At 70.6% G+C, this 19,577-nt stretch carries 15 protein-coding genes; 2 read left to right on the top strand and 13 right to left on the bottom strand.

Translation table 11 applies throughout. From position 1 onward, the window contains the following. Positions 1 to 120 precede the first annotated feature (120 nt). The 8 genes from ABD378_RS24915 to ABD378_RS24880 all read right to left on the bottom strand — a co-directional run bounded on the left by ABD378_RS24915 (position 121) and on the right by ABD378_RS24880 (position 13,044). Positions 121 to 2,322, bottom strand: a complete 2,202-nt coding sequence (locus tag ABD378_RS24915; RefSeq protein ID WP_344523912.1) for a bi-domain-containing oxidoreductase — start codon at positions 2,320 to 2,322, stop codon at positions 121 to 123. Between the two features lie 17 nt (positions 2,323 to 2,339). Further along, complete coding sequence (gene asnB / locus ABD378_RS24910; RefSeq protein WP_344523910.1) at positions 2,340 to 4,274, bottom strand: asparagine synthase (glutamine-hydrolyzing); 1,935 nt, start codon at positions 4,272 to 4,274, stop codon at positions 2,340 to 2,342. A gap of 3 nt (positions 4,275 to 4,277) precedes the next feature. Then, the gene (locus ABD378_RS24905) at positions 4,278 to 5,801 is read right to left on the bottom strand and encodes a Wzz/FepE/Etk N-terminal domain-containing protein (RefSeq protein WP_344523908.1); all 1,524 of its coding nucleotides are present in this window, start codon (positions 5,799 to 5,801) and stop codon (positions 4,278 to 4,280) included. Beyond that, entirely contained in the window at positions 5,798 to 7,195 is a 1,398-nt protein-coding gene (locus ABD378_RS24900; RefSeq protein WP_344523906.1) for a Wzz/FepE/Etk N-terminal domain-containing protein, read from the bottom strand. The genes ABD378_RS24905 and ABD378_RS24900 overlap by 4 nt, the downstream gene beginning before the upstream one ends. Beyond that, a complete protein-coding gene (locus tag ABD378_RS24895; RefSeq protein ID WP_344523904.1) occupies positions 7,192 to 8,472 on the bottom strand; it encodes a glycosyltransferase family 4 protein in 1,281 nt (426 codons plus the stop codon). Before ABD378_RS24895 ends, ABD378_RS24900 begins: the two co-directional genes overlap by 4 nt. Beyond that, positions 8,462 to 9,787 carry a nucleotide sugar dehydrogenase gene (locus tag ABD378_RS24890; RefSeq protein WP_344523903.1) on the bottom strand — a complete coding sequence of 442 codons (1,326 nt, stop codon included), beginning with the start codon at positions 9,785 to 9,787 and terminating at the stop codon, positions 8,462 to 8,464. Before ABD378_RS24890 ends, ABD378_RS24895 begins: the two co-directional genes overlap by 11 nt. Before the next feature lie 82 nt (positions 9,788 to 9,869). Then, on the bottom strand, positions 9,870 to 11,348 hold the full coding sequence (locus ABD378_RS24885; protein ID WP_344523901.1) for a sugar transferase: 1,479 nt from the start codon (positions 11,346 to 11,348) through the stop codon (positions 9,870 to 9,872). Between the two features lie 505 nt (positions 11,349 to 11,853). Then, complete coding sequence (locus tag ABD378_RS24880) at positions 11,854 to 13,044, bottom strand: MFS transporter (RefSeq protein ID WP_344523899.1); 1,191 nt, start codon at positions 13,042 to 13,044, stop codon at positions 11,854 to 11,856. A 176-nt stretch (positions 13,045 to 13,220) separates the two neighbouring features. Between ABD378_RS24880 and ABD378_RS24875 the strand changes: the two genes are divergently transcribed. Further along, complete coding sequence (locus ABD378_RS24875) at positions 13,221 to 14,453, top strand: ROK family protein (protein WP_344523897.1); 1,233 nt, start codon at positions 13,221 to 13,223, stop codon at positions 14,451 to 14,453. On the opposite strand, the gene ABD378_RS24870 is transcribed toward ABD378_RS24875, so the two are convergent. Both ABD378_RS24870 and ABD378_RS24865 read right to left on the bottom strand, forming a co-directional pair. Further along, a complete protein-coding gene (locus tag ABD378_RS24870; RefSeq protein ID WP_344523895.1) occupies positions 14,450 to 15,736 on the bottom strand; it encodes an MFS transporter in 1,287 nt (428 codons plus the stop codon). The two genes, ABD378_RS24875 and ABD378_RS24870, sit on opposite strands and share 4 nt — an antisense overlap. A 176-nt stretch (positions 15,737 to 15,912) precedes the next feature. Then, positions 15,913 to 16,509 (bottom strand): TetR/AcrR family transcriptional regulator, encoded by a 597-nt coding sequence (locus tag ABD378_RS24865; RefSeq protein WP_344523893.1) that lies wholly within the window; start codon positions 16,507 to 16,509, stop codon positions 15,913 to 15,915. A 169-nt stretch (positions 16,510 to 16,678) separates the two neighbouring features. Here ABD378_RS24865 and ABD378_RS24860 point away from each other — a divergent pair, with 169 nt between their 5' ends. After that, entirely contained in the window at positions 16,679 to 17,506 is an 828-nt protein-coding gene (locus tag ABD378_RS24860; protein ID WP_344523891.1) for an alpha/beta fold hydrolase, read from the top strand. 33 nt (positions 17,507 to 17,539) lie between these two features. Here ABD378_RS24860 and ABD378_RS24855 read toward each other — a convergent pair whose 3' ends face one another. The 3 genes from ABD378_RS24855 to ABD378_RS24845 all read right to left on the bottom strand — a co-directional run bounded on the left by ABD378_RS24855 (position 17,540) and on the right by ABD378_RS24845 (position 19,517). After that, positions 17,540 to 18,439 carry a phosphotriesterase family protein gene (locus ABD378_RS24855; RefSeq protein ID WP_344523940.1) on the bottom strand — a complete coding sequence of 300 codons (900 nt, stop codon included), beginning with the start codon at positions 18,437 to 18,439 and terminating at the stop codon, positions 17,540 to 17,542. A gap of 71 nt (positions 18,440 to 18,510) precedes the next feature. After that, a complete protein-coding gene (locus ABD378_RS24850; RefSeq protein WP_344523889.1) occupies positions 18,511 to 19,095 on the bottom strand; it encodes a DUF4865 family protein in 585 nt (194 codons plus the stop codon). A gap of 23 nt (positions 19,096 to 19,118) precedes the next feature. Further along, the gene (locus ABD378_RS24845) at positions 19,119 to 19,517 is read right to left on the bottom strand and encodes a (R)-mandelonitrile lyase (RefSeq protein WP_344523887.1); all 399 of its coding nucleotides are present in this window, start codon (positions 19,515 to 19,517) and stop codon (positions 19,119 to 19,121) included. Positions 19,518 to 19,577: the final 60 nt, after the last annotated feature.

Here is a 19,577-nt window from a genome sequence, read left to right as displayed (position 1 = left end):
CCGGCGGCGCCGACCGCCACCGCCGCCTGCGCACCGCGTCGCCCGCCCGGCCGCCGACCTCCCGCGGTCCCATCCGGGTCAACCGGCGCAGGTACCAGCCCGGACTCCCCGAGCTCACAGTCATCGCGCCCTCGCCAAGGTCACCGGCGCGCCGCCGGCCAGGCCGGCCTGCACGGCGAGGGTGGCCGCCGTGGTGGCGACAAGCGACTCCAGCGGCACCGGCATCGGCCCGCCGGTCCGCACGGCCTTGATGAACGCGGCCAGTTCGGCGTTCTGGCCCTTGTCCCGTGCCTTGGGCAGCCGCGAACTGACCCACCGCTTGCGGCTGCCGTCGTACACAGCGGCACGGACGAAGTCGTCGAGCCGCAGCACCTTGCCGTCCGCGACGAGGTCCAGCGTCTCCTTGGGGAAACCGGCCGCGCCGGTGGTGACGTAGCTGATGGTGGCGGTGGACCCGTCCGGGTAGTGCAGCACGACCTGCAGGTCCTCGTTGCCGGACGTGGCGACCGCGTACACCGAGACCGGGTCGGCGTCGAGCAGCCAGCTCGCCGTGTCGATGAAGTGTCCGCCCTCGCCGGCGAACCGCGAGCCCTCGCTGCCCTGTTGGAGGTACCAGCTGCCGTGCTGCAGCCTGCCCGCGTTGACCAGGTAGCGGAGGCTCGCCGGACCGGTCCGGGCGCCGAGCCGCTTCCTGGCCTCCTGCAGCAGCGGCGCGAACCGGCGGTTGAAGCCGACCTGCAGCCGGTCGTTGCCGGACTCCTCCACCGCCGCGAGCACGCCGGCCAGTTCGTCCTCGGTGAGGGCGAGGGGCTTCTCCACGAACACGGCCTTGCCCGCCAGGAGGGCCCTTCGGGTCAGTTCGGCGTGCGAGCTGTGCCGGGTGACCACGAACACCGCGTCGATGGACTTGTCGCCGAGCACGGCGTCGAGATCGGTGGTCGCATCGGCGAAGCCGAACTTCCGCTTCGCGTTGGCCGCGGACAGTGCCGTCGTGGTGACGACCGTGGACAACTCGACTCCGTCGCGCCCGGTCAGGTGCGGCAGCAGCATCGACGTGGCGTAGTTGCCCGCGCCGACGAACGCGAGGCGCACCGGCGTCTTGGCGGCCGGGGCCAGGGCCGGGGTGGACGCCTTGCCGCTGCGGCGCACCGCGGGCACGGTCACCGCCGGGGCCTGCGTTTCCCCCGCGTCCCCTGCGTGTTGGGGGTAGCGGAACAGCACGGCGACGGCCTTCAGTTCGCCGTCCTTCAGGCGCTGGTACGTCTCGACGGCGTCATCGAAGTCGGCGATGTGGGAGACCAAGGGCTCCACGTCGACGCGGCGGCGGGCGACGAGATCGAGGAAGCACGCCAGGTTGCGGCGCTCGGTCCAGCGCACGTAGCCGATCGGGTAGTCGCGCCCTTCGAGCTCGTACTCCGGGTCGTAGCGCCCGGGGCCGTAACTACGGGAGAACCGGACGTCGAGCTCTTTCTCGTAGTACGCGTTCCAGGGCAGGTCCAGACGGCACTTGCCGATGTCGACGACCCGGCCGCGGTCCCGGCTCAGCCGGGCGGCCAGCTCGACGGGCTGATTGCTGCCACCGCCGGCGGCCAGATACACCTGGTCCACGCCGTGACCGCCGGTGAGTTCGGCGACGGCGGCCTCCACGGCCGCGGACGCGGGATCGCCGCAGGCCACGGCGCCCACGCGCTCGGCGAGTTCGCAGCGCACCGGGTCGGGGTCGACCCCGACGACGCGCACCCCGGAGGCGCCGAGGAGCTGCACCACCAACTGCCCGATCAGACCGAGGCCGATGACCAGCGCCACGTCCCCGAGTTGGGGCTCGCCGCGCCGTACGCCCTGCAACGCGATCGACCCGACGGTGCCGAACGCCGCGTGCTGCGGCGCGAGGCCGTCCGGCACCGGGGCGTAGAGGTTCTTCGGCACCCAGTTCAGCTCGGCGTGCAGCGCGTGCTCATTGCCGGCGCAGGCCACGACGTCGCCGACCTTCACGTCGTCGATCCCGGCGCCGACCTGCTCGACCACCCCGCACAGCGAGTAGCCAAGGGGCGTGTAGGAGTCCAGCTTGCCCATCACCTTGCGGTAAGTGGCGGGCACCCCGTTGGTGGCCACGCTCTGCACGACCTTGGCCACCTGGTCGGGCCGGGAGCGGGCCTTGCCGAGCATCGACATGCCGGCCTCGGACACCTTCATGAGCTCGGTCCCGGTGGATATCAGCGAGTAGGCGGTGCGGACAAGCACACCGCCCGGCTTGCACCCCGGCACCGGTACGTCGAGCACCGCCAGCTCGCCGCTCTTGTAGTTCTGTACAACCTGCTTCACCCGAACTCCTCTTGTTCCTAAACCGTTGACCGAGTGCTCTGGCCGGACCCGGCGGTCGCGCCGCGATACCAGTACTCGAGGGTCAGCACATGCCACAGATGTTTGGAGAAGTCCCGCTGCCCGGCGGCGTCCTCGGCGACCATGCGCGCCAGCGCGTCGCGGCGCAGGATCCCGGAATTGACGAGCACACCGTCGTTGATCACCTCACGTACCAGCGGTGCCAGATCCCGGCTCATCCAGGCGCGCAGCGGAGCGCTGAACAGGCCCTTGGGCCGGTACACGATCTCCCGGGGCAGGATCGAGCCGGCCGCCTCCTTCAGGACGGCCTTGCCCTGCCGTCCGACGATCTTGCGGTCGCCGGGCACGGCGAACGCCGCCTTGACCACCTCGACGTCCACGTACGGCACCCGCACCTCGGTCGACGCGGCCATGCTCGACCGGTCCGTGTACGCGAGGTTCAGGCCCGGCAGGAACATCCGGGCGTCGCCCAGGCACATGCGGTTGACGAAGTCGTCGAGGTCGTTGTCCTCGTAGATGTCCGCATGCTCGGTCAGTACGTCATCGACCGTCCCTGCCAGGTCCGGATTGACCAGGGCGAGCAGCTCTTCCTGGTCGTACATGGTGTAGCTGCGCCGGAACGCGGTCTCCTCCGGCAGGTCGGCGAAGGAGAGGAACCGCTTCGCGAACCGCACCGACCGGTACCCCCGGCGGGCCGTGGCGACCGGCAGCCGGTCCACGGCCCTGGAAAGGCCGCGCCGCAGGGGGCGCGGGACGCGCTGGTAGCGCAGCGCGATCAGGTTGGCCAGGTGCTTGCGGTAACCGGCGAACAGCTCGTCGGCGCCCATCCCCGAGAGCATCACCTTGACCCCGGCCTCCCGGGCGGCCTCGCAGATCAGAAACGTGTTGATCGCGGCGGGGTCGCCGATCGGCTCGTCCAGGTGGTAGGTCATCTGCGGCAGTAGGTCGAGCACATTCGGGGCGATCTCGATCTCATGCAGGTCGACGCCGAACTGCTCGGCCACCTGCCGGGCATAGCGCAGGTCGTCCGGCATCGCCTCGAACTTGGCGTCCTCGGCGCGGAATCCGATCGTGTAGGCGGAGATCCCGGGTCGGTCGCGGGCCGCGAGCGCGGTCAGATAGCTGGAGTCGAGACCGCCGGAGAGGAAGGTCGCCACGGGTACGTCGGAGAGCAGGTGGCGTCGAGTCGACTCCTCGACGATGGCGGCGACATCCGGCCGCTCGCCGCTCCGGGCCCGCTCCTGGCCCTCGGCGGCGACGTCCCTCAGGTTCCAGTAACTGCCGCGCTCCACCCGGCCGTCGGGCCGGCACCGGAGCCAGCTCCCCGGCGGCAGCTTCTCCGCCTCGCGGAACGCGCACCGTGAGTCCGGCACCCAGTAGTAAAGGAGCGAGGCCACAAGCGCCGCCTCGTCCACCTGCAGCGACCCGCCGGTGGCGGTGGCGAGCGCCTTGAGCTCGGAGGCGAACACCAGACCCGCACCGCGCCGGAGCAGGAACAGCGGCTTGATGCCGAGCTGGTCGCGGGCGAGTACCAGGTCACCGGTTCGCTCGTCGAAGATCCCGAACGCGAACATGCCGCGCAGCCGGGGCAGGCAGTCGGTGCCCCAGCGCCGCCAGGCCTCGAGGAGCACCTCGGTGTCGGAAGTACCGCGGAAGCGCACCCCAGAGGCTGCCAGCTCGGCACGCAGCTCGGGCGCGTTGTACAGCTCGCCGTTGTAGGTAAGGGCGAGGCCGTCCGAGACCATCGGCTGGGCGCCGGTCTCGGACAGGTCGATGATGGCAAGGCGGCGGTGCCCGAGCTGCACCTCGCCGTCACCGACCGGGTGGCCGTACCGTCCCGCCCCGTCCGGACCGCGGTGAGCGAGGGTATCGGTGAGCCGGTCCGTCACCACCTTCCCGTCCGGCCATCGGTAAGTGCCTGCGATGCCACACATGTCCTACCGCGCTTCCTGTTCGCTGTCCGGGACTCGTACTGCCCATGGCGGCCGCTCCGTCAGCGGCCGGCCCGTCCCGTTCTGCCGGGCAAGGCGTTCGTTGTGGCCGCGCAGCGCGGTGTGCAGCCCGTCCCACAGGGTGCCGTCGGTCCGGTCCCGTGGATCCGGGTCGATCAGCACCACACCGATCACCGGAATGAGCAGGTCCGCGAGCTGCCGCGCCACGGTGTGCAGCCATGCGGTACTCGCGTGCCCGGCACGCACGACGAGCACGGTCTGGGTGCCGAGGTCCTGGAGGCCGGTCCACGCCGTGCCGGGCGCGACCGAGCCGACGCCGATCCTGCGCTCCTGATGCGGCCCGGCCGCGGCACGCTCGCCGCTGACCACGGTCGGGTCTCCTGGACTCGGGCGGTGGTTGGCCAGCTGTGGGCCCGGCAGACCATCGATGATGATCACCGGCTCTTCCGCCGCCAGTGCCCTGGCGAGGTCCAGGGCGATCACGCTCGTGCTGCGCGCACAGCCCAGTTCGAGCAACGACACCGGTTCCGCGGAGCCACGCACGGTGCGGGCCAGGGTCGCGGTGAGCCTTGCCCGTGCCGCCCGGGTCCGTCGGCGCTGCCACAGCCTGGCCGGCCGGCGGGGCACGCGGCGCAACTCCGCGATGACCGAGGCGCCCAGGTTCGCCGCGATCTCACGGCGCAGCACGGGGCGGTCCGCCACCACCGTGCCGACCGCGGCCACCGCGAGCCCGAGGACGAGCCCGAGGACGAGCCCGATCGCCGCGTTGGTGGCGGCGGACTTGGGCAGGGAGTGCTGCACCGCGCGCGGGGCGTCCACGATCTGGGTGCCGGCGATGAGCCGGGGCGTGCCCATGCGCGCCTCCTCGGCGCGCTGGCCGAAATCGGCGATCCGCGAGGTGAGTTCGGCCCGGCGGGAGAAGAGCGACTCGATGTCCGCCGACCCCTTCGGGTCGCTCTCCGGCGACCTGTCCCCGATCGCCTTGTTGACCTGGGCGAGTTCGCCCCGCATCCGGTCACGCTGGTCGCGCAGGGCCTTGGCCTCGGCCTTCGCGGTCTCCTGCATCCGCCGCACATGGTCCGCGACGAACGCGTCCGCCAACGCCTTGGCCCGGGCCACCGCTTCCGCGTCGCTGTCACCTGTCACATCGATCTGCAGCAGGTTGTTGGTCAAGCCGGTCCCTCGGTAGTCCCGCATGAAGTCTTCCGGGCGTTCAGGGGACTTGAGGGACTGCAAGGCCTTGTCGGCGATCCGAGTGGTCCGCAGCAGCTCTACGTCGGTGCGGATCAGCGTTCCGGTGTCGTTCGCCTGGTCCTCCTTGTGCGCGACAAGGACCTTGGCCACCGCGGCCGGCGGCGGCGGTCGCAGGACCGCCACCGCGGCGCCGACCAGCAGTCCAAGGAGCGCCAGGGAGCACCAGAGGCGGCGGCGTCTGCGCACCGCCACCACCAGTGCCTGCAGGTTCAGCAGCGGAGCGGCTGCCGACTCCGAAGTCGTGCTTGTCGTCACACCGAACCTCCCGTCGCGTGGGCGCGGGCCGCGAGCGCCCCAGTGGCGTCGTCCGGAGGATGGCCGGCGGATCGCGTCGGACGGTCCCGGACCGGGACGGCGACGACGACGCCGACGACCTCATGTCTGCCGTCGGCACACGCCTCGGCGATGCCGGCGAGATCCCCCGCGGTCCAGTTGCCCGCGCTGAGCACGACCAGGGCACCGGACTCGGTGTCGCGGTCCGGCACCATCGGCTGGGACACCGAAACTTCCACCACCCGCAGCATGGGGTATCCCCTGTTCGAAGAGCTTGCGGAGGGATCGCTCCCGGCCTCGGCCACGAGCTGCCCGGCGGCCCGGCGGGCAATCTCGTCGCCGTCCGGTACGACGACCAGCAGCCGCCGGGCGCCCGGCAGTTGGTTCCGGAGGCGAGCGCACACCCGCCGGTAGCGGATCCGCCTGCCGGCCTCGTCGCCGGACGTCTGCGGGGTCGGTAGGTCCCACCGGGTGTCGACGCCGAGGAGTCGGCGGATCCAGGCCCGCGCGCCACGGCCCTTCGGCCGGTGCGCGCTCCCTCCACCGGGCACGTCGACGGTGCCGAGGAGCGCCGAGCCCAGCGCCGCGGCGATCTCCGGTTCGGTACGCAGTCGGCGATTCACCCGCGCCGCGGCGAGATGACCGATGACCGCGAACAGGAAGAACAGCAGCGCCCCCGCGACAACGAGCTGCATCCTCGTCGGCGGCGCCTCGCCGGTCGGCCGGGCCGCCGGACCCATGACGACCATGCCGGCCTTGCTGGTCGCCGGGTTGGCCTCGTCAAGCTTCTTCATGGCCTCCTGCAGCGCGGTGCGCAGCTTCTCGAGCTCGGTGCGGGCCTGCACGCCCTCCACGGTCTGCCCCGGATCGGCCGCATTGGCCAGGTCGGTGATGCGGCGGTCGGTCTCCTCCACCTTTTTCCGCAGCGCCTCGGGCCCCGTCGCCGCGTCGGGGTCGGTGTCGTCGCCCGCGATCCGCGCGGCGAAGGTGACGAATTCCCCGGCCACTTGATCGGAGAGCCGCTGCGCGCGCTCCGGGGTCTCGGCCGTGCCCGAGACCTTGATGATGTTCCCGTCGGCGGCCGTGGCGCTCACTCGATCCCGCAGTTCGCTGCCGCTGACGCCGGTCCAGCCGAGCGCGGCGGCCGCGCGGTCGACCACCGCCGAACTGGCCGCGATCTCCGCCTGGGTCAGCAGCTCGCGCTCCTCCCACTGCCCCGAAAGGAGTACCGATGCCGACGTCGTGTAGCGCGGCGGAAACAGCACCGAGGTGCCGTAGCCGACGAGCGCGCCCACGACGGCGACGATGGCGAGAAGCCGCCAGCGCCGACGGATGATCCGCCCGATCGTGACCAGGCGTATCGGGTCATCGCTCAACGGTGCGGCCTCCACCCTGTCCGGACCGGGGCGCCCGCCGACACCGGAGTGTGGCCGTGGCAGGCGGCGGCGTAGGCGGCGAGCAGCGAGGCCTGCGAGTTCCGCCAGGAAAGCTGCCCGCTGATCCGCTCCTGGCCGATCTTGCCCATCCGGGCCCGCTGATCCGGGTCGTCGAGGAGCAGCGCGATGAGCCCGGCGAATTCGGCCTCGTCGTTGGCGGGCGCGTACACGGCGGCGTCACCGGCGGAGACTCGCGCCTCCCGGAGATCGAACGAGACGATCGGCCGGCCCATCGCCATGTACTCCAGGACCTTGTTCATGGTCGACACGTCGTTGAGCGGATTGCGCGGGTCGGGGGAGAGGCACACGTCCGCGGTGGAGAGGTAGCGGACCAGGTCGGCGTCCGGGATGCGCCCGGTGAACTGCACCTGCTCCGAGAGCCCGAGTTGCCGGGACAGCTCCACCATCGCGTCGAAGGCGTCGCCTGCGCCGACGAACACCGCGTGCCAGTCGGTCCGCCCGAGCTCGTCGCGCAGTTTCGCGAGGGCCCGCAAGGCGTAGTCGACGCCGTCCTGAGGGCCCATCACGCCGAGATAACACAGCAGATGAGGCTTGCCGCGCTTCAACTCCGGCTCGGGCGGCACCGGTTGGAACCGGTCGACCGCGGGCGCGCTGCGCACCACGAAGACGTCCTCAGGCCGCCGGCCGCCGCGGCGTATCGCGACGTCCCGGTAGCTCTCGTTCGTGGCGAGCACGATGTCCGCGGCCCGGTAGGTCCGCCGTTCCAGCGCGCACACGGCGCGGTAGAGCAGGTCTTCGCCGCGGTCGAACCGGGAGAGGTACAGCTCGGGTACGAGGTCGTGCTGGTCGAAGACGAACCGCGCGCCGCGCCGCTTCAGCCACCGTGCCGCCAGGAACAGCAGGTCGGGCGGGTTGCAGGCGTGGACCACGTGGACCGGGCCGACCTTGCGGGCAAGACGGGCCGTGTGCCACAGCGCCGATCCGTACTCCCGCAGGTAGCCGGCAGGACCTCCGGTGGCCGCGCGCAACGGGTAGCGGTGGATCCGCACCCCGTCGATCTCCGCCTCCGGCTCCGTGTCCCGCTTCTCCCCCCGGGGACAGATGACGTGCACCTCCCAGCCCGCGTCGCGCAGCGTGGTGCACTCCTGCCACACCCGCCGATCGAACGGCACCGACAAGTTCTCCACGAGGATCAGCGCGCGCCGGTCCGGCCGGTCGCCGCCGGTCGTGCCATCAAACGATGTGTCACCAAGCAAGGCCCACGTACCCCGGTTCGGCCCGGCGCGCCTCGGCGTCGGGAAGGTGGATGAGATCGATGAGCACGGGTCCTTCGCCATGGGGCAGCGCGGAAAGGACGGCCGGATCCTTGGTCCCGACCAGGCACACCTCGGCGTGTTCGAGCACCTCGTCGACGGAGTCGGCAAGCAGCTGCCCGAGGTGCGGCAGCCGGGTCTCGATGTACTCGCGGTTCGCGCCGAGCAGCCGGGAGAGGCTCACGTTGGCGTCGTAGATCTTCAGGTCGTACCCCTTGCCGAAGAGTCTCTCCGCCAACTCGACGAGCGGGCTCTCGCGGAGGTCGTCGGTGCCGGGCTTGAAGGAGAGACCGAACAGGCCCACCCGGCGCTTGCCGGTGCGCTCGACAAGATCCACCGCGCGCTGCAGATGGTCGGAGTTGGAGGGCAGTACGTGGGCGAGGATGGGCACCGAGACGTCGGCCCGCCGCGCCGCGTGGACCAGGCTGCGTAAGTCCTTGGGCAGGCAGGAGCCACCGAAGGCGAAGCCGGGCCGCAGGTAGGCGGGGCTGATGTTCAGCTTGCGGTCGGCCAGGAACACGTCCATCACCTGGTGCGAGTCCACCCCGAGCGCCTGACACACCGCGCCCAGCTCGTTCGCGAAGCCGATCTTGAGGCCGTGGAACGCGTTGTCCGCGTACTTGATCGCCTCGGCCGTCGGGACCGGCACCCGGAACACCTCGCCGGGCAAGCCGTCGTACAGCGCCGCCACCGTGTCGCCGCTTGCCGGGTCGAACTCGCCGATGACGGTCTTGGGCGGATCGAAGAAGTCCTGCACGCTCGTGCCCTCGCGCAGGAACTCCGGGCTGACCGCGACCCCGAAGTCCACCCCGGCCGTGCCGCCGACGTGCTTCTCCAGGATCGGTACCAGCAGGTTCAGACAGGTGCCCGGCAGCATGGTGCTGCGGAACACGACGGTCTGCCGCCCGCTGTGCCCGCTGCGATCCGCCAGCACTGCGCCGATCTCCTCGGTGACCCGCTCCAAATACGTGGTGCACAGGCTGCCGTTGGGCTCCGACGGTGTGCCCACGCAGATCAGCGACACCTCGCTGTCCATGATCGCCTCGCGGACGTCCCTGGTGGCGCGTAACGCCCCGGTCCGCACGACTTCGGCGATGAGCTCGCCGATCCGCTCCTCGACCACCGGGGCCTTGCCGTCGTTGACCAGGTCGACCTTCACCTGGTTCACGTCCACCCCGATGACCTCGTGCCCCATGCTGGCCAGGCACGCGGCCGACACGCAGCCCACGTAGCCGAGCCCGAAAACGCTGACCCTCATGACCTTTCCCTCCCCCCAGGCAGGCCCTCTGGGCCTGCGGTCCGCGCGGTGAGCGGACAGTTGAGCCGCAGCCCCCCGCGCATCAGTAAGCCCCTTGCCCGTAGAGCACCGCACGCAGCGTCTTCCACAAGATCACGGTGTCCAGGGCGAGCGACCAGTCCTCCACGTACCGCAGGTCGAGGCGGACCGCCTCCTCCCACGGCAGGTCGCTGCGTCCGCTGATCTGCCACAGGCCGGTGAGCCCGGGCTTCACGAGGAGCCGCCGCCGGATGTCCGGGCCGTACGCGGCGGACTCCTCCGGCAGCGGAGGCCGCGGACCGACGAGCGACATCGAACCGGTGAGTACGTTGAAAAGCTGCGGGAGTTCGTCGAGCGAGTACCGCCGCAGCACTGCTCCCACCCGGGTCACCCGTGGATCCCGGCGGAGCTTGAACAGCAGGCCCGCGCCCTCGTTGAGGCCGGCCAGCTCGGCACGTGCCCCGTCGGCCCCGGTGACCATGGTGCGGAACTTGAAGATGGTGAACTCGCGGCCGTCCTTGCCGACTCTGCGCTGGCGGTAGAGCGCCCCACCCCGGCTGTCCATCAGGACGAGCAGCCCGACGAGCACCATCAGCGGTGCGAACAGAGTCAGCAGGATCGCCGCGCCCGTCCGGTCGACGACCCCTTTGACCGCCCTGCGGCCCCCGGTGAAGGTCGGGATGCTGACCCGCAGCAGCGGGATCCCGAGCACCGCGTCGACATGCAGCCGCGGTCCTGCCACCTCCATCAGCACGGGGGCCACGACCATCTCGGTATCGCTGCCCTCGAGGTTCCAGGCCAGCCGCTGCAGCCGGTCCGGTGACCAGTGCGGGTCCGGTGTGACCGCGACGACGCGATAGCCGTCGCGGCGGACGTGGTTGGCGACGTCCTCCAGCCGGCCGACGACCGGCACTCCGTCCAGTTGGTCACCGTCGAGCCCGAGAATGTCCGTCGTGCACACCGCCTCCACCCGCCACCCGAGGTGCGGGAACTTGCGGGCTCGGGTGATCAGGTCACGCACGGTGGCGGGGCTCCCGGCAGCGAGCACCGGTCGCAGGCACCGTCCTTCCTTCCGCTGTTTGTGCAGCCGCAGGCGCAGCAGATACCGCGCGGTCATGGTGACGAGCGCGATCGCGGGGATCGCGACGAAGATCCAGAGCTTGATGTTGCGCGAGGTGAGAGCGATTCCGCCGAGCGCCAGTACGACGGCCGCCGTGAACAGGGAGCGTCCGAGCCGGCGGAATTCCTCGGCGCCCTGGCCGAGCACGGCCGGAGCCCACGCCCGGCTCACCGCAAGCGCTCCCAGTACAAGGAGCTCGGTGCCGAAGGCGAGAATTACCCACTTCTCATGCCAGTTGGCCGCGTCCCGGGCCCCGAAGAAGTTGCCGATCGCCGCCACCACGAAGGCGGTGGCCACGGTGTCACTGATGATCACGGTACGGCGATACCGCTGCTCCCAGTCGATCGCGGGCCCGTTGATTCTCCCGTTCGTCAGACGCCCGCGCGCCGACGGAAACGGGCTGGCTAATTCCCCCTGCTGCACAGAACCCCCCCAGGTCACCAGTGGTTCGGCGTGTTCGCCTCACACTGTCCCTCTCCCCGAGAGGCGCCCCCCGCCCCCCGTCCCGCGCTGTTCTCCCCCCGGGAGGCGCCCCCCGCCTCCCGCGCATGACATCCGGCCGTTTCAGCGCTACTTGATCAACTCACCCTGGCGGCAGCGGACTTGACATCGCGACTGCCGGCTCCCCGTAGCGCCGGACTTAAAGATCATTAATGGTCGCTTCATGCCTGAAGAGCTGAAGCACGGTCAATTTAGACCATGCGGATCAGCATGTAGAGGGGTTGTGTGTAATTTGTGCTCAAACTTTGATACCGGGTCCACCGATCGCTCACCACCCACGGGTGCCTTGGCGACGAAGACGTGCCTTGGACCTGTGGTGATGGGGGTTCTCCGGGCTGTGGGCGCGGGCGCCGTCGCTACCTGACGGGGGCATGCCGACGAGACGGCCGCCGCCTGATTCCTCCTTGGCGCCGGCTTTGGGACTCCGTCAGCGGCGGGTGGTGTAGCCGATGAGGGCGGCGAGGCCGGCGAGTACCGCGACGCTGGTGAGGGCCGTGGGGAGGGTGAACCAGTCGGCCATGAAGCCGATGGCGGGTGGTCCGAGGAGCATGCCGCCGTAGCCGAGGGTGGAGGCGGTGGCGACGCCGCTGGGGCCTGCCAGGGCGCCGGCGCGTTCGACGGCGACGGGGAAGATGTTGGCGAGGCCGAGGCCGGTGATGGCGAAGCCGAGGAGGGCCAGCCATACGGAGGGGGCGAGCGCGCCGAGCAGCATGCCCGCGGCGGCCAACGTGCCGCCGGCCACGAGTATGGGCGTCTGGCCGAGGCGTTCTAGGAGGGTGGTTCCGCTGAGGCGGCCGATGGTCATGGCGAGGGCGAAGCAGGAGTAGCCGGCGGCTGCGAGGCCGGGGTGGGCGTTGAGGTCCTGTTCGAGGTGGAGGGCGCCCCAGTCGGCGAGTGCTCCTTCGCCGAAGGCCGTGCAGAGGGCGATGAGGCCGAAGACGATCACTAGTCCGCGGGTGCGGCTGTCGAGGCGGCGCGGGGCGCTGTCCTCGCGATGGGCGTCGCTCGGCGGAGCCGGAGGATCGAGACGCAGCAGGGCGCGTCCCGCCACGGCGGTGACGATCAGGCCGATCACGGTGAGACCGAGCAGGTGGCGCGTGGGGGACAGGGAGCCCGCGATCAGCCCACCGAGTCCCGCACCGACCATGCCGCCCAGACTGAAGGCCGCGTGGAAACTGGGCATGATCGGGCGGCGCATGGCGGCCACGAGATCGACGGCGGCGCTGTTCATCGCCACGTTGATCCCGCCGTAGGCGGCCCCGAACACCAGGAGTACGAGCCCGAGCGAGAGCGCCGAATGCGTCAGCGGCGGCAGCGCGATGCTCAGCGGCATCAGGACCCCGCAGGCCACGGTCACCGGATGGCTGCCGAAGCGGCGGCAGAGCCGTCCGGTGAGCGTCATCGTGATCACGGCGCCGGCGGAGACGCCGAGCAGCGCGAGCCCGAGGTCGCTGGCCGACGCGCCGGTCTGTTCCTTGATGGCAGGGATGCGGACGACCCATCCGGCGAAGATGAAGCCGTCGAGCGCGAAGAAGACGGTGAGTGCGACACGGAGCCGGACAAGGGCGGGGGGAGTGGCCCGCGACGCTGCGGACGTGGTTTTGTTTAGTAGCGGCACAAAGTCAGAGTAGAGGTGCGCCCCCGCGGCGTACAAGGCAGTTCATGTGAGGCGGCGGTCACGAGTGGACGGCAGCTTCTCGTGAGACGGCAGGGGAAGGGCAGTGGACGGGCGGTGACCGAGCAGATGACGACTGAACGGCGAGGCGGCGTACGGATCATGGGAGACTCGCCCTCATGAACGGCAAGGCTGCCTCCCGCACCGAGGGGGATCTGTCCACGCGTACGCGCCTGGAGCGCGGGCGCGGCGCGCTCGGTCCCGCCCTTGAGCTGGTCCACACCGGGCGCGCCCCGACCCGTGCCGTGCTCACCGCCGAACTCGGCGTCACCCGCGCCACGGCGGGCGCCGTCGCCGCCGAGCTGGAGGCGCTCGGCCTGATCAGGATCGACGCGCGGCCGAGCGCGCCCGCGGGTTCCCAGGGCCGCCCCTCGCACGGCCTCTCCATCGCGGAGGACGGCCCCGTGGCGCTGGCCGCGCAGGTGCACTCCGACGGTTTCCGGGCCGCCCTCGTCGGACTCGGCGGCAGGATCGTCGCCACCGCACCCGGCTGCGAGACGATCGACGCCGACCCGGCACAGGTGCTCGGCTCGGTGATCGACGCGGGTGCGCAACTGCTGCGGGAGACCGGCAGGCGGTGCGTGGGCGCGGGCCTCGCGGTGCCGTCGGCCGTCGCCGAACCGGAGGGCACCGCGCTCAACCCGCTGCACCTGGCGTGGCCCGCCGGCTCGCAGGTGCGCCAGATCTTCGCCGACTGCGTACGGGACGCGGGCATCGCAGGACCGGCGTTCGCCGCCAACGACGTCAACCTCGCCGCGCTCGCCGAGCACCGGCACGGCGCAGGGCGCGGCGCCCGCGATCTGCTCTGCGTCGCGACCGGGCACCGGGGTGTCGGCGGCGCGCTCGTCCTCGACGGGCGTCTGCACACGGGAAGTTCGGGCCTGGCGCTCGAGGTCGGCCACCTCACCGTCAACCCGGAGGGCCGCCCCTGCCACTGCGGAAGCCGGGGCTGCCTGGACGTCGAGACCGACCCGCTGGCCTTCCTCACCGCCGCCGGCCGCGAGCCCGGCCCCGAGGGGCTGTTGCTCCAGGCCCGCGAACTGCTCCGTGACGAGGGCGGGGATCCCGCGGTCCGTGCGGCGGTCGAGGAGCTGATCGACCGCCTCGGCCTGGGGCTCGCAGGCCTGGTGAACATCCTCAACCCGGACCGCATCATCCTGGGCGGCCTGCACCGCGCGCTCCTGGAGGCCGACCCCGAGCGGCTGCGCGCCGTCGTCGCCGACCGGAGCCTGTGGGGGCGCAGCGGCGGCGTACCGATCCTGGCCTGCACGCTGGACCACAACAGCCTGGTGGGGGCCGCCGAGCTGGCCTGGCAGCCGGTGCTCGACGACCCCCTGGGGGCGCTGACCTAGGCGCGGGAGGTCTCCTTCGCGGCCGAGGCGGAGGTGGGGGCCAAGGCGGAGGGTGACGCGGAGGCCGAGGGTGACGCGGAGGCCGAAGCCGTGGTCTCGGCCGGGCTCGACTGCTCAACCACCGCTGTGGCGGGCGCGGTTCGGCCGTTGCGCAGCCGCTTCAGGTCGGGCAGCAGTGTGACGAGGCCGAGTGCGGCGAGTGCGGCGCCGATCCAGAGCGGAGCCCGCAGACCGAACGTATCGATGGCGGGTCCGCCGACGGACGTCGCGATGATGATGCCGAGGGTGATGAACGAGGAGTGGACGGTGTTGACCAGCGGCCGGGCGTTGCCCGTGCGCTGGACGCGGGTCACGAGGGCCGGGTTCATGGTGACCCCCACCAGGCCGATGCCCATCATCAACACCACGGCTGCCACCCCCAGTTGGGCGAACACGGCGAAGCCGGCGAGGAACGCGAGATTGAGCAGCAGACCGATGAGCAGGACCGGGATGGTGTGCTTGTCGGCGAACCGGCCGACGACGGTGTTGCCGATGACGGTGGCCGCTCCGTACGCGATGAGCAGCAGCGGGACAGTGCCCGTCGAGAATCCGGAGACCTCGGTGAGGATCGGGTTGAGGTAGCTGAAGGCGGAGAACGTGGCGCCGATGACGAAGGTGCTGGTGGTGAGGGTGAGCCAGAGCCGGGGGTTGCGGAAGGCGCCAAGCTCCTGGCGGAGGTCACCGCCGTCGTCGGCGCGCTCCATGCGCGGCACCCCGGCGAGGGTGGCGAGCGCGGCGAGAACGGTCAGGCCGGTGATGGCCCAGAACGCGGCGCGCCAGCCCAGGTGTTCACCGATGACGGTGGAGAGCGGAAGCCCGAGGAGCGTGCCCAGCATCAGCCCGTTGAGGGCCACCGCGAGGGCCCTGCCCCGCACTTCGGGTCGGGTGAGCTGCGCGCACAGCGAGATCGATACGCCGAAGAAGGCCTGTGACGCGATGCCGGTGATGACGCGGGCCACCAGCATGGTGCGGTAGTCCGGTGCGAGGGCGGCGAGGACGTTTCCTGCCAGGAAGATGCCGAACAGGACCAGCAGGGCGGACTTCTGACGCATCTTCAGAAGCGCGACGGTGAGGAAGGGTCCACCGAAGGCCATCGCCGCGGCGAAGGCGGTGATCAGGTAGCCGATCTCCGGGATCGTGGCGTCGAGTCCTTCGGCCATCTGCGGCATCAGACCGGCGACCACGAATTCGCTGGTCACCATCGCGAAGATGCCGAGGGCCAGAAGATAGACGGCGCGGGGCATGGGGGCTCCTGTCAGGGATATCTGGGGTGTCAGGGGTGTACGGGGTGGGGTAGTGAGGGGGGATGGGTTATGTACTGATCGGTGCAAAACGAGGACATGCGGGATCGGTGCGGGGCGTAAGGAGTTGAGGGTGGGGTGGGGTGGGATGGGATGGGGCGAGGTGCTGGGTGGCGGGGTCAGCGGTTCAGCGCGTCCAAGGCGGTCTCGGAGATGACGGTCAGGGCGGCACGATCGGCGCCGCCCTGGGCCGAGACCCGCATCCCGCCGATGACGGCGTTCAGGAAGCGGGCCAGGTCGCCCGCGTCCCGCGTGGAGGCGATGTCGCCGCAGCTCTGTCCTGAACGGATGACGGCACTGATCGCGGCCAGCCGCACCGCGAGATCGCGTGCCAGCATTTCGGCGGCCTCGGGGTCGCGCCCGGCGAGTTCCACAGTCGTGTTGACGGTCAGGCAGCCGATGCTGTGCTCGTCCTTGCGGCACTCGAACTCGGAGTCCACGACTCGGGCGAACAGGGCGCGAAGGCGCTTCATCGGGGGACGCCCCGCGTCTTCCAGGATCTCGACCTGGTCGGACGTCATGGAGTCGATGTAGCGGGCCAGGGCTCGCTGGAACAGTTCGTGCTTGCTGCTGAAGGTGTTGTAGATGCTGCTGCGGCCCAGGCCGGTGGCGTCGCACAGATCCTGGGTCGAGGTGGCCTCGTAACCATTCGCCCAGAAGGCGTGCATCGCCGCGTCCAGGGCCCGTTCCTCGTCGAAGGTTCTCGGTCGGGCCATGTCGGTACGGTACATGTTTTGGAACGACCAGTGCAATATCCTAAGTGGAGGGTTACCCCTTAAGCTGCTCTACTGGTAACGTCGTCGATCTACAAGGCGAGACGGCTCCAAGGTGAGGCGACTCCAACGCGAGATGACGGAGCGGATTCCAACCAGCGGGAGGCACCCAGTGGCATGGCACTTGGCGGAGAAGTTCGAGACGTCGGACGGGTACGTGAGGTGGGCATCGTTCGGTGAGGGTGCCCCGGTGGTCCTGCTGCACGGATCGCCCTTCTCGTCGTACATCTGGCGCGAGATCGCCCCCGCCCTGGCCCGCACGCGCAAGGTCTACGTCTGGGACCTGCTCGGCTTCGGGCAGTCGGAGCAGCGGGAGGGGCAGGACGTCGGTCTTGCGGCGCAGGGGAGGATCTTCGCCCGCCTCCTCGCGCACTGGGGCCTGGCCCGCCCGAGTGTCGTCGCGCACGACGTGGGCGGGGCGGTGGCACTGCGGGCGCTGCTCCTGGAGGGTGCGGAGTACGGGGATCTCGCGCTGGTCGACGCGGTGGGCGGCGGTGCGTGGGGGACGGGCTACTTCAAGCTCATCCGGGAGAACGCCCACGTATTCGAGCAACTCCCCGACTACGCCCACGAGGCACTGGTGGCCAGTCACCTCCGTCACGCCACGCACACCGGCTACAAGCCCGGCGTGCTGGACGCGTACATCGACCCGTGGCGCGGCGCGGAAGGCCAGGCGGCGTTCTACCGCCAGTACCGCCAGTTCGAACAGTCCCAGACGGACGAGCTCGAACCCCTCCTCGGCGAGGTACCGGTGCCGACCCGGATCATCTGGGGCCGCGAAGACCGCCTGTTGCCACCGGAGTTCGCCGATTTCCTGCGGACGCGGATCCCGCACGCCGAACTGACCTGGGTGGACGGCGCGGGCCACACCATCCAGGACGACGCACCGGCACAACTGCTTTCCCGACTGGGCGCGGACTTCCGGGAGCCTGTGGGCTGAGTGAGAACAGCGGAGGGTCACATGCCGTTGGCATTACGGCGGCCACTCCACGGCGAACGCCCGCCCCGGGTTCCGCGTCAGTATCCGCTCCACCAGGTCCTCGCCGACGGCGAGTTCGAGCCGTGGCCGCACCCTGCGCAGCAGATACGGCAGTCCGGGGCCGCCGTTCACCGCGCGAGCCCCGGCGGTTGTCGTGTCGCCGCCCAGAAGCAGTTGGTCGGCGAAGCCCGCATCGGCCAAGGCTTTTACCGCTTCCGGCATGCGCCAGTCCGTGGCGTGGTTGGCGCGGGAAGGGCCGTCGAAGGCTAGGTACGCGCCGGCTTCGGCGGCCTGGTGGTGCATCGTGAGGTCGGGGGAACGGTTCAGGTGGCCGAGGATCAGTCGGTCGGGCGGCACGTCCAACTCGCCGCACAGCAGGTCGAGTACGTCCAGTGCGCCCGTGCCGAGCTCCAGGTGGACGGCGATGGGTGCGCCCGTCGCGTGGTGGGCCTCGGCCGCGGCGCGCATCGTCCAGCGGGCGTGCGCGTCCAGGCCGTGGAAGCCGCCTGCCACCTTGATCAGTCCGGCCCGCACGCCGGTGTCGGCGATGCCGATGCCCTTGGTCAACTCCCTCACGAAGAGGTCCGCGAGTCCTTCGGTGCTGAGACGGTTCAGCAACTCCGCCGTGTAGTGGGCTGCTTGGTGCAGACCCGTCGCGGCGACGATGCGTACCCCCGACGTCCGAGACAGCTCGGGCAGGTCGCCCACCCGGCGCCCCATCCCGTGCGGAGTCCACTGGATCAGGCTCTGACCACCGACCGCACGGAAGGCCGCCAGCTCCTGCGCCGCCGACGTGGCCGATTCCAGCTCCTGACCCGGGAGTTGAGGGCTCGTCAGAAAGAGGTGGTCATGGGCGTCGCAGGTTCCCAGGTGCTCTGGTGCGACGTCTCCCAGGACTGTGCGAACCCTCTGAACCGCGTGGACCCGGCGAACCGCATGAACCGTACGAACAGCGTGGTCCGTGCTCACCACTGCTGCCCCCGGCGGAGGAGGTCCCGCTCCGGGGCGGACAGGTGCAGGACCCGGAACGCATCCCCCTGTCCCTTGGGTGAATCGTGGTCCCAGGCGGAGAAGAGCAACGCCTCCCACGTGCGCGGATCGATCGCCGTCGCGGCATAGACGGCTCCTTCCCGCTGCGCCAACCGCACGGCCTCTTGGGCGAGTTCGACGGCAAGGCCGCCGAGATGTGTGCGGGCCGGGACACGCATCCGGCGTCGTAGGGCGGACTTGGCGGGCGCGCCGGACGCCGTCCCATCGGCGAAGGCGAGACCCGTCCAGTGCTGCACCTCCGGTCGCCCGAAGTCGTCGACGATGCCCTGGAATCCGGGGCCCCAGAGGAAGGAGTTCATGCCCTCGGGGGTGTTCCAGAGGTAGAACGGCGCGTACTGGTTCACGGGGGAGTCGTCGACGCCGCGCTCGCGGATCAGGTACGCCTTGGCGCCGAGACCCGGGTAGCTGTCCAGCAGGTGCCCCTTGGTCGCCACCCGGTTCCGGATGATGCCCATGTCGTAGTCGGCGGGAAGCGTGATCTCGTACTGCATCGCGTGCATGGTGGTTCGCTCCTCGGGCTCGCTCAAGCCACCGGGTACTCGTCCGCGCCGACGTGCGCGTCCCAGTGCGTGGTCGTACCGTCGTCCGCTGCCTCGACGACCGCCAGATGTGTCATGAAAGTGCGCGGCGCGGCGCCGTGCCAGTGCCATTCATCCGGCTCGATCCAGATGGTGTCGCCCGCGCGGATCGTCTCCGCCTCGCCACCCTTGCGCTGCACCAGACCCTCGCCCTCCAGGACGTGCAGGACCTGGCCGTGCGGGTGGCGGTGCCAGGCGGTGTGGGCTCCGGGGGCGAAGCGGACGTTGAACATCCGCAGTCGGGAGGGAGGCGGCGGCGCGGCGATCTCGTCCAGCCACACCACGCCGGTGAAGTTCGCGGCGGGGCCCGCCTGGCTCTCGGGGCGGGTACGGGTGATGTGCACTGCTCTTCAAGTCCTTTGCGGGGGAGGGGCGGTGGCCACGGGAAGGCGAGGCGGGAGCTA

Origin of the sequence: Streptomyces rectiviolaceus (assembly GCF_039533825.1) — a bacterium.
Lineage (GTDB): Bacteria > Actinomycetota > Actinomycetes > Streptomycetales > Streptomycetaceae > Streptomyces > Streptomyces rectiviolaceus.
Note: the sequence above shows the minus strand (reverse complement) of the source record. Positions and strands in the feature narration are given on the sequence as shown.

Excerpts from the sequence above, each read along its gene's own strand:
- asnB (WP_344523910.1), bottom strand. The coding sequence starts at position 4,274 with ATGTGTGGCATCGCAGGCACTTACCGATGGCCGGACGGGAAGGTGGTG.
- ABD378_RS24890 (WP_344523903.1), bottom strand. The coding sequence starts at position 9,787 with ATGAGGGTCAGCGTTTTCGGGCTCGGCTACGTGGGCTGCGTGTCGGCC.
- ABD378_RS24875 (WP_344523897.1), top strand. The coding sequence starts at position 13,221 with ATGAACGGCAAGGCTGCCTCCCGCACCGAGGGGGATCTGTCCACGCGT.
- ABD378_RS24870 (WP_344523895.1), bottom strand. The coding sequence starts at position 15,736 with ATGCCCCGCGCCGTCTATCTTCTGGCCCTCGGCATCTTCGCGATGGTG.
- ABD378_RS24865 (WP_344523893.1), bottom strand. The coding sequence starts at position 16,509 with ATGGCCCGACCGAGAACCTTCGACGAGGAACGGGCCCTGGACGCGGCG.
- ABD378_RS24850 (WP_344523889.1), bottom strand. The coding sequence starts at position 19,095 with ATGCACGCGATGCAGTACGAGATCACGCTTCCCGCCGACTACGACATG.